Origin of the sequence: Streptomyces sp. CB03238, assembly GCF_002099185.1 — a bacterium.
In the GTDB taxonomy this organism is placed as follows: Bacteria; Actinomycetota; Actinomycetes; order Streptomycetales; family Streptomycetaceae; genus Streptomyces.
This window is the reverse complement of sequence record NZ_NBCN01000005.1, coordinates 21162-36216: the sequence shown is the minus strand read 5'-3', so window position 1 is coordinate 36216 and position 15055 is coordinate 21162. Positions and strand designations below refer to the sequence as shown.

The 15055-nt window shown below is 70.4% G+C and carries 14 protein-coding genes; 11 read left to right on the top strand and 3 right to left on the bottom strand.

Annotated elements, in window-relative coordinates:
* Positions 1-23 precede the first annotated feature (23 nt).
* Positions 24-1253, bottom strand: a complete 1230-nt coding sequence (locus BKD26_RS09660; RefSeq protein WP_084897438.1) for a DUF349 domain-containing protein — start codon at positions 1251-1253, stop codon at positions 24-26.
* 175 nt (positions 1254-1428) lie between these two features.
* The gene (locus BKD26_RS09655) at positions 1429-2220 is read right to left on the bottom strand and encodes a peptidylprolyl isomerase (RefSeq protein WP_084897437.1); all 792 of its coding nucleotides are present in this window, start codon (positions 2218-2220) and stop codon (positions 1429-1431) included.
* Positions 2221-2374: 154 nt separating this feature from the next.
* Here BKD26_RS09655 and BKD26_RS09650 point away from each other — a divergent pair, with 154 nt between their 5' ends.
* The 4 genes from BKD26_RS09650 to BKD26_RS09635 all read left to right on the top strand — a co-directional run bounded on the left by BKD26_RS09650 (position 2375) and on the right by BKD26_RS09635 (position 6506).
* Positions 2375-3082 (top strand): MBL fold metallo-hydrolase, encoded by a 708-nt coding sequence (locus tag BKD26_RS09650; protein WP_084897436.1) that lies wholly within the window; start codon positions 2375-2377, stop codon positions 3080-3082.
* Between the two features lie 13 nt (positions 3083-3095).
* Positions 3096-4358: a histidine--tRNA ligase gene (gene hisS / locus BKD26_RS09645; protein WP_084897435.1), complete on the top strand. Its 1263-nt coding sequence runs from the start codon at positions 3096-3098 to the stop codon at positions 4356-4358.
* 120 nt (positions 4359-4478) lie between these two features.
* Complete coding sequence (locus BKD26_RS09640) at positions 4479-5102, top strand: vitamin K epoxide reductase family protein (RefSeq protein WP_084897434.1); 624 nt, start codon at positions 4479-4481, stop codon at positions 5100-5102.
* 45 nt (positions 5103-5147) lie between these two features.
* Positions 5148-6506 carry a replication-associated recombination protein A gene (locus BKD26_RS09635; protein WP_084897433.1) on the top strand — a complete coding sequence of 453 codons (1359 nt, stop codon included), beginning with the start codon at positions 5148-5150 and terminating at the stop codon, positions 6504-6506.
* Here the strand turns inward: BKD26_RS09635 and BKD26_RS09630 are convergent, their stop codons facing one another.
* Positions 6507-7190, bottom strand: coding sequence for a DUF2470 domain-containing protein (locus BKD26_RS09630; RefSeq protein ID WP_084897432.1), 684 nt, complete (start codon positions 7188-7190; stop codon positions 6507-6509).
* 194 nt (positions 7191-7384) lie between these two features.
* Between BKD26_RS09630 and rpsD the strand changes: the two genes are divergently transcribed.
* The 7 genes from rpsD (at position 7385) to BKD26_RS09595 (ending at position 14955) form a co-directional block, all read left to right on the top strand.
* Entirely contained in the window at positions 7385-7999 is a 615-nt protein-coding gene (gene rpsD, locus BKD26_RS09625; RefSeq protein WP_084897431.1) for a 30S ribosomal protein S4, read from the top strand.
* A 443-nt stretch (positions 8000-8442) separates the two neighbouring features.
* Complete coding sequence (locus BKD26_RS09620; protein WP_064068038.1) at positions 8443-8874, top strand: DUF948 domain-containing protein; 432 nt, start codon at positions 8443-8445, stop codon at positions 8872-8874.
* A gap of 8 nt (positions 8875-8882) precedes the next feature.
* Positions 8883-9221: a DUF6167 family protein gene (locus tag BKD26_RS09615; protein ID WP_073758086.1), complete on the top strand. Its 339-nt coding sequence runs from the start codon at positions 8883-8885 to the stop codon at positions 9219-9221.
* On the top strand, positions 9221-11890 hold the full coding sequence (gene alaS / locus BKD26_RS09610) for an alanine--tRNA ligase (protein ID WP_084897430.1): 2670 nt from the start codon (positions 9221-9223) through the stop codon (positions 11888-11890). The genes BKD26_RS09615 and alaS overlap by 1 nt, the downstream gene beginning before the upstream one ends.
* A complete protein-coding gene (gene ruvX, locus BKD26_RS09605; RefSeq protein WP_084897429.1) occupies positions 11890-12354 on the top strand; it encodes a Holliday junction resolvase RuvX in 465 nt (154 codons plus the stop codon). The genes alaS and ruvX overlap by 1 nt, the downstream gene beginning before the upstream one ends.
* A gap of 101 nt (positions 12355-12455) precedes the next feature.
* Positions 12456-14120, top strand: coding sequence for an endolytic transglycosylase MltG (mltG, locus tag BKD26_RS09600; RefSeq protein ID WP_084897428.1), 1665 nt, complete (start codon positions 12456-12458; stop codon positions 14118-14120).
* The gene (locus tag BKD26_RS09595) at positions 14098-14955 is read left to right on the top strand and encodes a shikimate dehydrogenase (RefSeq protein ID WP_084897427.1); all 858 of its coding nucleotides are present in this window, start codon (positions 14098-14100) and stop codon (positions 14953-14955) included. The genes mltG and BKD26_RS09595 overlap by 23 nt, the downstream gene beginning before the upstream one ends.
* The last annotated feature ends 100 nt before the right edge of the window (positions 14956-15055 follow it).

The following is a 15055-nucleotide window of genomic DNA, read 5'->3' as shown; positions in this document are numbered from 1 at the left end:
AGGCCCTTCTCATGTCGTGCGCATCAGCCGCCGAACTCCTGCAGGCCCTTCAGCGCCTGGTCCAGCAGCGCCTGCCGGCCCTCCAGCTCACGCGCCAGCTTGTCCGCCTTGGCGTCGTTGCCCGCCGCACGGGCCGCGTCGATCTGCTTCTGCAGCTTGTCGACCGCGTCCTGGAGCTGGCCCGTCAGACCCGCCGCACGCGCGCGTGCCTCCGGGTTCGTACGACGCCACTCGGCCTCCTCGGCCTCCTGGATCGCCCGCTCCACGGTGTGCATCCGGCCCTCGACCTTGGGACGGGCGTCGCGCGGTACGTGCCCGATCGCCTCCCACCGCTCGTTGATGGTCCGGAAGGCCGCGCGGGCCGCCTTGAGGTCCTTCACCGGGAGCAGCTTCTCGGCCTCGCCGGCGAGCTCCTCCTTCAGCTTGAGGTTCTCCGCCTGCTCGGCGTCACGCTCCGCGAAGACCTCGCTGCGCGCCGCGAAGAAGACGTCCTGGGCGCCACGGAAACGGTTCCACAGGTCGTCCTCGTGCTCGCGCTGGGCCCGGCCCGCCGCCTTCCACTCCGCCATCAGCTCGCGGTACCGGGCCGCCGTCGCGCCCCAGTCCGTGGAGCCGGACAGCGCCTCGGCCTCCGCGACCAGCTTCTCCTTGACCTTGCGGGCCTCCTCGCGCTGCGCGTCCAGCGACGCGAAGTGCGCCTTGCGACGCTTGGAGAACGCCGACCGGGCGTGCGAGAAGCGGTGCCACAGCTCGTCGTCGGACTTCCGGTCGAGCCGCGGCAGGCCCTTCCAGGTGTCCACCAGCGCCCGCAGCCGCTCGCCCGCGGCCCGCCACTGCTCGCTCTGGGCCAGCTCCTCGGCTTCCTTGACCAGCGCCTCCTTGGCGTGCCGCGCCTCGTCGGTCTGCTTGGCCTTCTGGGCCTTGCGCTCCTCGCGCCGCGCCTCCACCGTCTCGACCAGCTTGTCGAGCCGCTTGCGCAGCGCGTCGAGGTCGCCCACGGCGTGGTGCTCGTCCACCTGATGACGGATGTGGTCGATCGCGGCCATGGCGTCCTTGGCCGACAGGTCGGTGGTCTTCACCCGCTTCTCGAGGAGGCCGATCTCGACAACCAAGCCCTCGTACTTGCGCTCGAAGTAGGCCAGTGCCTCCTCGGGAGATCCGGCCTGCCACGATCCGACGACCTTCTCGCCGTCGGCTGTACGCACGTACACGGTGCCCGTCTCGTCGACGCGGCCCCACGGGTCGCTGCTCACAGCGCCTCCTCCACATGATGCCGACGAGGGCGGTCGGCCCCCGGGCATCGTCCACAGTTCCCTGACGGGCCTCGCCCGCCCTCCACAACGCGACAGTCGAGTTCGCGCTGCACAACGCCAATCTAGGCGACCGGCCGCCCGGCTGTCCGCACTCAGCGCGACCGAATTCCGCGGTTCACGCCTTGCTGACGGTGGCCTTCTCCATGGTGACGGCCTTCTTGGGCGCACCGTCCTGGGTACCGCCCGCGACCCCGCCCTTGGCCACGTCCTGGACGACCTTCAGACCGGCCGCGTCCATCGTGCCGAAGGGCGTGTACTGCGGGGGCAGCTTGGTGTCCTTGTAGACGAGGAAGAACTGGCTGCCGCCGGTGCCGGGCTGCCCGGTGTTCGCCATCGCCACCGTCCCGGCCGGATACGTCACCGCACCGTCCGCACCCGCCTTGCCCAGCGCTCCCAGGTTCTCGTCAGGGATGGTGTAGCCCGGGCCGCCGGTGCCGTCGCCCTTCGGGTCGCCGCACTGCAGCACGAAGATGCCCTGTGTGGTGAGGCGGTGGCACTTGGTGTTGTCGAAGTACTTCTTGTCGGCGAGGTGCTTGAACGAGTTCACCGTACGGGGCGTCTTCGCGGCGTCCATCGCGATCGAGACGGCCCCGTGGTTGGTGGTCAGTGCCATCGTGTACTTCGCCTTGGCGTCGATGGCCATCTTCGGCTCGTCCGCCTTCGGCTCCGGCGAGGAGTCGGCGCCCGGCGACGCCGAGGGGAACTCGATGGGCTTCTTCGCGTCCGCGGCGGACTCGGTGCGGAAGTTCGTGTACGCCCCGGCTCCCAGCACCAGCGCCACGGCCACCGAGGCGATGATGATCGTGTTGCGGCGCTTGGCCTTCTTACGGGCCTCCTCACGACGCCTCTGCTGTCGCTCGAACTTCTCCCGGGCGAGCTGGCGCCGCCGCTGATCGCTGGTGACCACCGGGTCTTCTCCTTGTCGGTCGTCTGTTCCTGTCCTGGCCGAGTGTGCCCGTACCGTATACGGGTTGGCTGTGGAATGAGCAGCGCCGGTAGGCTCTGATCTGCTGCATTCCTCCGCCGGACGACGCGTGCCGGACGACTCTTTAAGGACGATCGTGCTCATTGCCGGGTTCCCCGCCGGGGCCTGGGGGACCAACTGCTACCTGGTCGCCCCCGCCGCAGGCGAGGAGTGCGTGATCATCGACCCGGGCCACCAGGCCACCCAGGGTGTCGAGGAGACGCTCAAGAAGCATCGGCTCAAGCCCGTGGCCGTCGTCCTGACCCATGGCCACCTCGACCACGTCGCCTCCGTCGTCCCGGTCTGTGGTGCCCATGACGTACCGGCGTGGATCCACCCCGCCGACCGGTACATGATGAGCGACCCGGAGAAGGCCCTCGGCCGCTCCATCGGCATGCCGCTCATGGGCGAGCTGACCGTGGGCGAGCCGGACGACGTCCACGAGCTGACCGACGGGGCGAAGCTGAGCCTCGCGGGCCTGGAGCTGACCGTGTCGCACGCGCCCGGCCATACCAAGGGGTCGGTGACCTTCAGCATGCCCGAGGCCGCGGACATCCCGCCGGTGTTCTTCTCGGGCGACCTGCTCTTCGCCGGCTCCATCGGACGCACCGACCTGCCGGGCGGTGACATGGCCGAGATGCTCGAATCGCTGGCCCGCGTGTGCCTGCCGCTCGACGACTCGACCGTGGTCCTGTCCGGCCACGGCCCCCAGACGACCATCGGCCGCGAGCGCGCCACCAACCCGTACCTCCGCGAGGTGGCGAGCGGCCAGGGAGCGGCTCCCGCCCCCCGACGAGGAATGTGACGAGAGAAGTCCCGTGAGTACCTTCCAGGCCCCCAAGGGCACGTACGACCTGCTTCCGCCGAGTTCCGCGACGTACCTCGCCGTCCGCGAGGCGATCTCCGCGCCGCTGAAGAACTCCGGCTACGGCTACGTCGAGACCCCCGGCTTCGAGAACGTCGAGCTGTTCGCCCGCGGTGTCGGCGAGTCCACCGACATCGTCACCAAGGAGATGTACGCCTTCGAGACCAAGGGCGGCGACAGGCTCGCCCTGCGCCCCGAGGGCACCGCGTCCGTGCTGCGCGCGGCGCTGGAGGCCAACCTCCACAAGGCGGGCAACCTCCCCGTCAAGCTCTGGTACTCGGGCTCGTACTACCGCTACGAGCGCCCGCAGAAGGGCCGCTACCGCCACTTCTCGCAGGTCGGCGCCGAGGCGATCGGCGCCGAGGACCCCGCGCTGGATGCCGAGCTGATCATCCTGGCCGACCAGGCCTACCGCTCCCTCGGCCTGCGCGACTTCCGCATCCTGCTGAACTCGCTGGGCGACAAGGAGTGCCGCCCCCTCTACCGCGAGGCCCTCCAGGGCTTCCTGCGCGGCCTCGACCTGGACGAGGACACCCGCCGCCGCGTCGACATCAACCCGCTGCGGGTCCTTGACGACAAGCGCGCCGACGTCCAGAAGCAGCTGGTCGGCGCACCGCTGCTGCGCGACCACCTGTGCGACGCCTGCAAGGCGTACCACTCCGAGGTGCGCGAGCTGCTGACCGCGGCCGGGGTGGTCTTCGAGGACGACGAGAAGCTGGTGCGCGGCCTGGACTACTACACCCGCACCACCTTCGAGTTCGTCCACGACGGCCTCGGCTCGCAGTCCGCGGTGGGCGGCGGCGGCCGCTACGACGGCCTGTCCGAGATGATCGGCGGCCCCGCCCTGCCGTCGGTGGGCTGGGCGCTGGGCGTGGACCGCACGGTCCTGGCCCTGGAGGCCGAGGGCGTCACGCTCGACCTGCCGGCCACCACCAGCGTCTTCGCGGTACCGATCGGCGAGGAGGCCCGGCGCCGCCTGTTCGGCGTGGTCACCGAGCTGCGCAAGGCGGGCGTCGCGACGGACTTCGCGTACGGGGGCAAGGGCCTGAAGGCCTCCATGAAGGCCGCCAACCGCAGCGGAGCGCGGTACGCGCTCGTCCTGGGCGAGCGGGACCTGGCCGAGGGCGTGGCCCAGCTCAAGGACATGGAGTCCGGTGAGCAGGAGCCGGTCGCGCTCGACGGGATCGTTGAGAAGCTGAGCTCGCGCCTCGCGTGACCCTCCGGACACCCCGGCCCCGGCCGGGGTGTCCTTATGTCCACCGAACGGCGGACAGCGGCCCCCATGCGGCAGAATGACCACTGCCTCACGCACCGACCGAGTGATGGAACGGCCCACATGACGACTGCAGCGGTTGACGACGTGTCCTCCGACCATGGCGCGACGACGGTCGGCAGCAGCCGGGCGTTCGCGTGGATGCTGGTGGTCACCGGCGCGGCAGGGCTGCTCGCGGCGTGGGTGATCACGCTCGACAAGTTCAAGCTGCTGGAGGACCCGAACTTCACGCCGGGCTGCAGCCTGAACCCCATCGTCTCGTGCGGCAACATCATGAAGAGCGAACAGGCCTCCGCCCTCGGGTTCCCCAACCCGATGCTCGGCCTGGTCACGTACGGCATGGTGATCGCCATCGGCGTGGCCCTCCTCGCGGGCGCGCGCTACCGCCGCTGGTACTGGCTGGGGCTGAACGCGGGCACGCTCTTCGGCGTGGGCTTCTGCATGTGGCTCATGTACCAGTCGCTCTACACGATCAACGCACTCTGCCTGTGGTGCTCCCTGGCCTGGGTCGCGACGATCGTCATGTTCTGGTACGTCACCTCGCACAACGTACGCAACGGCCTGCTGCCCGCCCCCCGCCCGGTCCGCGGCTTCCTCGACGAGTTCACCTGGGTACTCCCCGTCCTGCACATCGGGATCATCGGGATGCTCATCCTGACCCGCTGGTGGGATTTCTGGACCGGCTGACCGGCACCGCCGGGACTGTCAGTGGGCTGACATAGGCTTCACGATGTGGAGCCCGACCTCTTTACCGCCGCAGCCGAAGAACGCCAGGAAAAGGACCCGTCCAGCAGTCCCCTGGCGGTACGGATGCGTCCGCGCACCCTGGACGAAGTCGTCGGCCAGCAGCACCTGCTCAAGCCCGGCTCACCGCTGCGCCGACTGGTCGGTGAAGGCGCGGGCGGCCCGGCCGGCGCCTCGTCCGTGATCCTGTGGGGCCCGCCCGGCACGGGCAAGACGACACTGGCGTACGTCGTCTCCAAGGCGACCAACAAGCGCTTCGTGGAGCTGTCCGCGATCACCGCGGGCGTCAAGGAGGTCCGCGCGGTCATCGACGGCGCGCGCCGCGCGGCCGGTGGCTTCGGCAAGGAGACGGTCCTCTTCCTCGACGAGATCCACCGCTTCAGCAAGGCCCAGCAGGACTCCCTCCTGCCCGCCGTGGAGAACCGCTGGGTCACCCTCATCGCCGCCACCACCGAGAACCCCTACTTCTCGGTGATCTCCCCCCTGCTCTCCCGCTCGCTCCTGCTCACCCTGGAGCCGCTCACCGACGACGACATCCGCGGGCTGCTGAAGCGGGCGCTGGTCGACGAGCGCGGTCTGAACGGCGCGGTCACCCTCCCGGACGACGCCGAAGCCCACCTCCTCCGGATCGCCGGCGGCGACGCCCGCCGGGCGCTCACCGCCCTGGAGGCGGCGGCCGGCGCGGCCCTCGCCAAGAACGAGCCGGAGATCACCCTCGCCACACTGGAGGAGACGGTCGACCGGGCGGCCGTGAAGTACGACCGGGACGGCGACCAGCACTACGACGTCGCCAGCGCGCTGATCAAGTCGATCCGCGGCTCCGACGTCGACGCCGCCCTGCACTACCTGGCCCGGATGATCGAGGCCGGCGAGGACCCCCGCTTCATCGCCCGCCGCCTGATGATCTCTGCCAGCGAGGACATCGGCCTCGCGGACCCGACGGCACTGCCCCTCGCCGTCGCGGCCGCCCAGGCAGTGGCCATGATCGGCTTCCCGGAGGCGGCCCTCACCCTCAGCCACGCCACCATCGCGCTCGCACTGGCGCCCAAGTCCAACGCCGCGACCACGGCGATCGCAGCCGCCCAGGCGGACATACGGAACGGCCTCGCAGGCCCTGTTCCTCCCCATCTCCGCGACGGGCACTACAAGGGCGCGGCCAAGCTGGGCCACGCCCAGGGATATGTGTACCCGCACGACGTCCCGGGCGGTATCGCCGCCCAGCAGTACGCCCCGGACGAGATCCACGGCAGGCGCTACTACGAGCCCACGCGCTACGGCGCGGAGGCGCGGTACGCGGACGTGGTCGAGAAGGTGCGCGAGCGGCTGCGCGGCGGCGAGGCCGGCTAGTCAGCCGCCGGCCGCCTCGAAGAGCGCGCGCATCGCGCGCCGCAGCCCGTGGATGTCCCCCACCGGCTCCGGGAAGTCGAAGCGCGCGTCGAACGAACACCCCGCCGCGTCCCGGCAGCGCACCCGCAGCCCGAACCGGTCCAGCGCCAGCGGCACCACACGCCGTACGTCGGCGCGGTGCCCGAGCAGGCCGCTCAGCCCCTGCACATGGTCGTCGTGCACGGCGGCGAGGTGCTGCAGCAGTTCGGTCTCGTACGCAGTGAGAGGGTCCGGCACGGCCTCGGCGAAGTCCTCGGGGCCGACCGTGGCATCACCCCACAGGTCGTCGAGGTACGCCTCGCCGACCTCCAGCCGCAGCATCATGGACCCGGGCTCGGCGACACCAGGAGCGCACGTCAGCCACCCGGAGACCCACGCCCGCCCGCGGATGCGGTGCGGCACGGCAACAGGGGCCACATCGGTGAGCTCAAGCACCACGGGCAGCTCGTCGTCCTGGGCGTGCGTGGCGGCCCGCACGGGCGGGGCGTCGGCCGGGAACAGCAGGAACACCGCGCCGTCCGTTCCCACGGTCCGGGCCTCCGGCATCAGCTCGTCCGGACGGGCCTCGTCCGCCCCCGGGATGATGAGGACCGCGGAGCATGTACTCTGTACGAGAGTTCGTGTGCGCTCGGCTGCTGACGGCATCCGGGCGGTTTCAAGCCCGCTGGGACGCGGCTGACCATGAGCTGATCGGACCTCCGTCACATCGATGCTCTGCGAAGCCGGAGCGTCGCTCTTTGTGCTGCTGTCTGTGATGCGCGTGGTGTTCCCAGGGCTCGACATGCGATCTCCTTGATTAAGGTAAGCCTAACCTAACCTATATCGGAGGTCTGGAGAACGTGCCTAACCAGTCGCGTCCCAAGGTCAAGAAGTCTCGCGCGCTCGGTATCGCGCTGACGCCGAAGGCCGTCAAGTACTTCGAGGCCCGCCCCTACCCGCCGGGCGAGCACGGCCGTGGCCGCAAGCAGAACTCGGACTACAAGGTCCGTCTGCTCGAGAAGCAGCGTCTGCGTGCGCAGTACGACATCAGCGAGCGCCAGATGGCGCGTGCCTACGACCGCGCCAAGAAGGCCGAGGGCAAGACGGGCGAGGCGCTGGTCGTCGAGCTCGAGCGCCGCCTCGACGCCCTGGTCCTGCGTTCGGGCATCGCCCGCACCATCTACCAGGCCCGCCAGATGGTCGTCCACGGCCACATCGAGGTCAACGGTGGCAAGGTCGACAAGCCGTCGTTCCGCGTCCGTCCCGACGACGTCGTGATGGTCCGCGAGCGCAGCCGCGCCAAGACCCTGTTCCAGGTCGCGCGTGAGGGCGGCTTCGCCCCCGACGGCGAGACCCCCCGCTACCTGCAGGTCAACCTGAAGGCCCTGGCCTTCCGCCTCGACCGCGAGCCGAACCGCAAGGAAATCCCGGTCATCTGCGACGAGCAGCTGGTCGTCGAGTACTACGCCCGCTGACCCTGGCGTAGCCCTCACGCGGCTTCCAGCCCGCCGTTCCCCGCCCTCCCGGGCAGGGAGCCGGCGGGCTTCCGCGTTATCGGGGCACCGCCCCGGGCCCCGGTCGGCGAACCGGCCCGCACCCGGCGTACGACCGGGGTGGGGCCGTGCAGGGTCGCCCCCGCAGAGGTTGGCGGCTCCGCAACGGCTTCCCTTCCGACGTACCCAAGGCCGCCGGCCTCGAGGAGGCGAGCCCGGAGGGGCCCCATCCCCCCGGCAGGGCACCGAGCCGCACCGCGCCACCGACCCGCACCGGGCGGCCGTCAGGGCGGTGTTCAAGCTCCGGTGGGCGAGGGCGTAATGCGGTACGGGGAGCGAGCGTCGGCGCGATAGGCTCGGAGGACGATTTTTCAAGGCGTTCGACATACGACGACACACGACCGACGAGCAGAGAGCGGTGCGCAGTGACCGGTGGAGAGGTTGCCGGGATTCTGGTCGCCGTCTTCTGGGCGATCCTGGTCTCCTTCCTGGCCGTGGTGCTGGTGAGGCTGGCCCAGACGCTCAGGGCGACCACCCGGCTCGTGGCCGAGGTGACCGAGCAGGCGGTCCCGCTGCTGGCCGACGCGTCCGCGACCGTGCGCTCCGCGCAGACACAGCTCGACCGGGTCGACGCCATCGCGTCGGACGTCCAGGAAGTCACGTCCAACGCCTCCGCGCTCTCCACGACGGTCGCCTCCACCTTCGGCGGCCCGCTCGTCAAGGTCGCGGCGTTCGGCTACGGCGTACGCCGGGCGATGAGCCGGAACAAGAACGACAGGCCGGCCGAGCAGCCCCGGCGTACGGTGATCGTCGGCCGTACGGTGCCGGGAGCCAGGGGCCGGAAGCGGAAGGGCTGACGCAAGGGATGTTCCGCCGTGCTTTCTGGTTCACCGCGGGCGCCGCAGCCGGCGTGTGGGCCACCACCAAGGTCAACCGCAAGCTCAAGCAGCTGACCCCCGAGAGCCTCGCCGCCCAGGCCGCCGACAAGGCGGTCGAGACCGGCCACCGGCTCAAGGAGTTCGCGCTCGACGTCCGGGCGGGCATGCTCCAGCGCGAGGCCGAACTGGGCGAGGCCCTGGGCCTGGAGGCACCGGTCGACGACCCCGCGCTCCCGGCGCCGCGCCGGGCGGCCGCCCTGGACGGCGGGGCGCCCCGCCCCCCGCACCCCAACAACCACTCGTACAACCGGAATGAGGACCACTGATGGAGTCGGCTGAAATCCGCCGCCGCTGGCTGAGCTTCTTCGAGGAGCGCGGGCACACCGTCGTCCCTTCGGCGTCGCTCATCGCGGACGACCCGACTCTGCTGCTGGTCAACGCCGGCATGGTGCCGTTCAAGCCCTACTTCCTCGGCGAGGAGAAGCCGCCGTACAAGCGCGCCTCCAGCGTCCAGAAGTGCGTGCGCACGCCGGACATCGAAGAGGTCGGCAAGACCACCCGCCACGGCACGTTCTTCCAGATGTGCGGCAACTTCTCCTTCGGCGACTACTTCAAGGAAGGCGCCATCAAGCTCGCCTGGGAGCTGCTGACCGGCTCCGTCGAGCACGGCGGCTACGGCCTGGAGCCCGAGAAGCTCTGGATCACGGTCTACCAGGACGACGACGAGGCCGAGCAGATCTGGCGCGACGTGGTCGGCGTCCCGGCCGAGCGCATTCAGCGCCTGGGCAAGAAGGACAACTTCTGGTCCATGGGCGTCCCCGGCCCCTGCGGACCCTGCTCGGAGATCAACTACGACCGCGGCCCCGAGTTCGGCGTCGAGGGCGGCCCGGCCGTCAACGACGAGCGGTACGTGGAGATCTGGAACCTGGTCTTCATGCAGTACGAGCGCGGCCAGGGCACCGGCAAGGAGGACTTCGAGATCCTCGGTGACCTGCCGAGCAAGAACATCGACACGGGCCTCGGTCTGGAACGCCTGGCGATGATCCTCCAGGGCGTACAGAACATGTACGAGACCGACACCCTGAAGGTCGTCATCGACAAGGCCACCGAGCTGACCGGTGTGCGCTACGGCCAGGCCCACGCGAGCGACGTCTCCCTCCGTGTGGTCGCCGACCACATGCGTACGTCCGTGATGCTCATCGGCGACGGCGTCACCCCCGGCAACGAGGGCCGCGGCTATGTGCTGCGCCGCATCATGCGCCGCGCCATCCGCAACATGCGCATGCTGGGCGCCTCGGGCCCGGTCGTCGGCGAGCTCGTCGACACGGTCATCAAGACGATGGGCGAGCAGTACCCGGAGCTGGAGACCGACCGCAAGCGCATCGAGACGGTCGCCCTCGCCGAGGAGGCCGCCTTCCTCAAGGCCCTCAAGGGCGGCACCAACATCCTCGACACGGCCGTCACCGAGACCAAGGCCGCCGGCGGCACGGTGCTCTCCGGCGACAAGGCGTTCCTGCTCCACGACACCTGGGGCTTCCCGATCGACCTCACCCTGGAGATGGCCGCCGAGCAGGGCCTGTCCGTGGACGAGGACGGCTTCCGCCGCCTGATGAAGGAGCAGCGGGACCGCGCCAAGGCCGACGCCCGGGCCAAGAAGACCGGCCACGCCGACGTCTCCGCCTACCGCGAGATCGCCGACACCTCCGGTTCCACCGAGTTCACCGGCTACACCAACACCGAGGGCGAGACGACCGTCGTCGGCCTGATCGTCAACGGTGTCCCCTCGCCCGCCGCCACCGAGGGCGACGACGTCGAGGTCGTCCTCGACCGCACGCCGTTCTACGCCGAGGGCGGTGGCCAGCAGGCCGACAGCGGCCGCATCCGGCTGCACAGCGGTGCCGTCATCCAGGTCCGCGACGTCCAGCAGCCGGTGCCCGGCGTCTCCGTGCACAAGGGCTCGGTCCAGGTCGGCGAGGTGACGGTCGGCTCCACGGCGTACGCCACGATCGACGTCAAGCGCCGCCGCGCCATCGCCCGCGCCCACAGCGCCACGCACCTCACCCACCAGGCGCTGCGCGACGCGCTCGGCCCGACGGCCGCCCAGGCCGGTTCGGAGAACGCCCCGGGCCGCTTCCGCTTCGACTTCGGCTCGCCGGCCGCCGTACCCGGCACGGTCCTCACCGACGTCGAGCAGAAGATCAACGAGGTGCTCGCCCGCGAACTGGACGTGCACGCCGAGGTGATGCCGATCGACGAGGCCAAGCGGCAGGGCGCCATCGCCGAGTTCGGCGAGAAGTACGGCGAGAAGGTCCGTGTCGTCACCATCGGCGACTTCTCCAAGGAGCTGTGCGGCGGTACGCACGTCCACAACACCGCCCAGCTGGGCCTGGTGAAGCTGCTCGGCGAGTCGTCGATCGGCTCCGGTGTGCGCCGTATCGAGGCCCTCGTCGGCGTCGACGCGTACAACTTCCTGGCCAAGGAGCACACGGTCGTCGCCCAGCTCCAGGAGCTGGTCAAGGGCCGCAGCGAGGAGCTGCCGGACAAGATCTCCGCCATGCTCGGCAAGCTGAAGGACGCCGAGAAGGAGATCGAGAAGTTCCGCGCCGAGAAGGTGCTCCAGGCCGCCGCCGGTCTGGCCCAGGGCGCCCAGGACGTACGCGGTGTGGCCCTGGTGACCGGCCAGGTCCCCGACGGCACCTCCGCCGACGACCTGCGCAAGCTGGTCCTCGACGTGCGCGGCCGCATCCCGGGTGACCGCCCGGCCGTCGTCGCCCTGTTCACCACGGCCAACGGCCGTCCGCTGACGGTGATCGCCACCAACGAGGCCGCCCGCGAGCGGGGCCTGAAGGCCGGCGAGCTGGTCCGTACGGCCGCCAAGACCCTCGGCGGCGGCGGTGGCGGCAAGCCGGACGTCGCCCAGGGCGGCGGCCAGAACCCCGAGGCCATCGGTGAGGCCATCGCCGCCGTCGAGCGGCTCGTCGCGGACACCGTCTGATGAGACGGGGCCGCCGGCTCGCGATCGACGTCGGGGACGCCCGGATCGGGGTCGCCTCGTGCGACCCCGACGGGGTCCTCGCCACACCGGTGGAGACCGTGCCGGGACGTGATGTCCCGGCCGCCCACCGGCGGTTGAAGCAGATCGCCGAGGAGTACGAACCGATCGAGATCGTGGTCGGGCTCCCTCGCTCCCTCAGCGGGGGCGAGGGCCCGGCCGCGGTCAAGGTCCGCGCCTTCGCCCAGGAGCTCGCCCGGGGCGTCGCCCCCGTCCCCGTACGGCTCGTGGACGAGAGGATGACCACAGTGACGGCCAGTCAGGGGCTGCGCGCCTCGGGCGTGAAGTCCAGAAAGGGCCGGTCTGTCATCGATCAGGCAGCCGCTGCGATCATCCTTCAGAACGCTCTTGAGTCCGAACGGGTATCGGGTAATCCGCCCGGAGAGAGCGTCGAAGTGGTCATCTGATCGCGATACGGTAACGTTCCCCGCTACGCGGCGGTGTTCGAACAGGCGTCGCGCTACGTAGAGGCGGATCGTCCGGACGCCTCGCGGCTGTTTGGGGATCGATGACTGAGTATGGCCGGAGCCCCGGCTCCGAACCGTGGCACCCCGAGGACCCGGCGCACCGGGACCAGGGGTGGGAAGGTCAGCAGGCCTACTACCAGCAGACGCAGTACGGGAACCAGCAGGACCCGTACCAGCAGCAGCCGCAGCAGGGGTATGGCGACGAGCAGTACCAGGCCGCGCAGGACTACCACGTCCAGCAGCACTACGCCCAGCAGACCTATGCGGGGCAGCCGTACGACACGGGCGGCTGGGACACCGGTCAGCAAGCGGCGATGCCCTACGGGGCGCCGGCCCCGGCCGACCCGTACGGCAACCAGGCCCCCGACCTGTACGGCACCCCCGAGGCGTACCCGCCGCCGCAGCCCCCGGGCCAGCGGCGGCCCGAGCCCCAGCCGGAGCCGGCGCGTCAGGAGCGGGAGCCGGAGCAGGAGAGCCACCCGTTCTTCTCGGACGGCGCGGACGGCGCGGGCGGCGCGGGGGGCGCCACGGACGACGACGGGGACGACGGCTGCGACGACGAGGCGGCCGGCTCCAGGCGCGGCGGGGGCCGCAGCCGCCGGGGCGGCAAACAGAAGAAGAAAAAGAGCCGCAACGGCCTCGCCTGCCTGGTCGTCGCCCTCGTCCTTGCGGGCGGCGCCGGAGGCGTCGGCTACTTCGGCTATCAGTTCTGGCAGGGGCAGTTCGGCCCCGCCCCCGACTTCGAGGGCGCGGGCATCGCCGAGACGACAGAGGTCACGATCCCCAAGGGCGCCGGCGGCGGCGAGATCGGCTCCATCCTTGCCCAGGCCGGCGTGGTGAAGAGCGCCGAGGCCTTCGTCTCGGCCCTCCAGGACAACCCCGACGGCAAAGCCATTCAGGACGGCGTCTACGTCCTCAAGAAGCAGATGTCGGCGGCCAATGCCATCAAGGCCATGCTCAGCCCGGCCAGCCGCAACAACCTCACTATTCCCGAGGGCAAGCGGAACGCGTACGTCTACGAGCAGATCGACAAGAAACTCAAACTGAAGCCGGGCGCCACCGAGGCGGTGGCCAAGGCCAATGCGAAGAATCTCGGTCTGCCCGCCTGGGCGACCGGTCACCCCGATCTCAAGGACCCGCTCGAAGGTTTCCTCTACCCGGCGACCTATCCGCTCTCCAAGAACGCGAAGCCCGAAGACATCCTGAAGGACATGGTCACCCGGGCCAACGCGGAGTACGAGAAGCTCGACCTCGAAGGCAAGGCCAAGTCCCTGGACCTGAAGGGTCCTTGGGAGCTGCTCACCGTCGCGAGCCTGGTGAACGCCGAGGGCAAGACCCCCGACGACTTCCGCAAGATGGGCGAGGTCGTCTACAACCGCCTCAAGCCCACCAACACGGAGACCAACCAGCTGCTCCAGTTCGACTCGGCCTTCAATTACCTCAAGGGCCAGAGCAACATCGACATCAGCGAATCCGAGATCAACAGCAACCAGGACCCGTACAACACGTACACCCAGAAGGGCCTCCCGCCGGGACCGATCGGCAACCCGGGCCATGTGGCCCTGGAAGCGGCCCTGAAACCGACGAGCGACGGCTGGATGTACTTCGTCGCGACCGACGGAATGAACAAGACGGAATTCGCCAAGACCCACGACGAATTCCTGAAACTGAAGGACAAGTTCAATGACAACCAGGGCAGCGACTGACGCCCCCGGGTCCGGCGCCCGCAAGGCCGCCGTGCTCGGGTCGCCGATCGCCCACTCCCTCTCCCCGGTGCTGCACCGGGCCGCCTACGCGGAGCTCGGCCTCACCGACTGGTCGTACGACCGGTACGAGGTGGACGAGGCCCGGCTGCCGGGGTTCCTGGAGAGGCTCGACGCGTCCTGGGCCGGACTGTCGCTGACCATGCCGCTCAAGCGGGCCGTCATCCCGCTGCTCGACGAGATCACCGACACGGCCGCCTCCGTCGAGGCCGTCAACACGGTCGTCTTCACCGAGGACGGCCGCCGCGTCGGCGACAACACCGACATCCCCGGCATGATTGCCGCGCTGCGGGAGCGGGGCGTGGAGAAGGTCGAGACCGCCGCCGTCCTGGGCGCGGGCGCCACCGCCTCCTCCGCGCTCGCCGCGCTGTCCCACATCTGCGCGGGGCCCGTCACCGCGTACGTACGCAGCGAGGCCCGCGCCGCCGAGATGCGCGGCTGGGGCGAGCGGCTCGGCGTCCAGGTGCGCACCGCCGACTGGGCGGACGCGGCCGAGGGGCTGCGGGCGCCGCTGGTCGTCGCCACGACGCCCGCCGGGACGACCGACGCGCTCGCCGGCGCGGCCCCCGACCGGCCGGGCACCCTCTTCGACGTGCTGTACGACCCGTGGCCGACCGCCCTGGCGGCCGCCTGGTCGGCGCGCGGCGGGGCGGTCGTGGGCGGGCTCGACCTGCTCGTCCACCAGGCCGTCCTCCAGGTGGAACAGATGACCGGCCGGACGCCGGCACCGCTGGCCGTGATGCGGGCCGCCGGGGAGCGGGCCCTCGCCGCCGGATAGAACCGCTTCGCCGGGAAGGTGCGGCGCGCACCGGACCTGACACCTCGCGAGTCCGACTACTGGACCGGTCGACCGGTCCAGTAGCAGGTCATGGGAGGAT

Coding starts and splice junctions, on each gene's coding strand:
- ruvX (WP_084897429.1), top strand. CDS start 11,890: ATGAGACGGGGCCGCCGGCTCGCGATCGACGTCGGGGACGCCCGGATC.
- alaS (WP_084897430.1), top strand. CDS start 9,221: ATGGAGTCGGCTGAAATCCGCCGCCGCTGGCTGAGCTTCTTCGAGGAG.
- BKD26_RS09630 (WP_084897432.1), bottom strand. CDS start 7,190: ATGCCGTCAGCAGCCGAGCGCACACGAACTCTCGTACAGAGTACATGC.
- mltG (WP_084897428.1), top strand. CDS start 12,456: ATGACTGAGTATGGCCGGAGCCCCGGCTCCGAACCGTGGCACCCCGAG.
- BKD26_RS09595 (WP_084897427.1), top strand. CDS start 14,098: ATGACAACCAGGGCAGCGACTGACGCCCCCGGGTCCGGCGCCCGCAAG.
- BKD26_RS09615 (WP_073758086.1), top strand. CDS start 8,883: ATGTTCCGCCGTGCTTTCTGGTTCACCGCGGGCGCCGCAGCCGGCGTG.
- BKD26_RS09640 (WP_084897434.1), top strand. CDS start 4,479: ATGACGACTGCAGCGGTTGACGACGTGTCCTCCGACCATGGCGCGACG.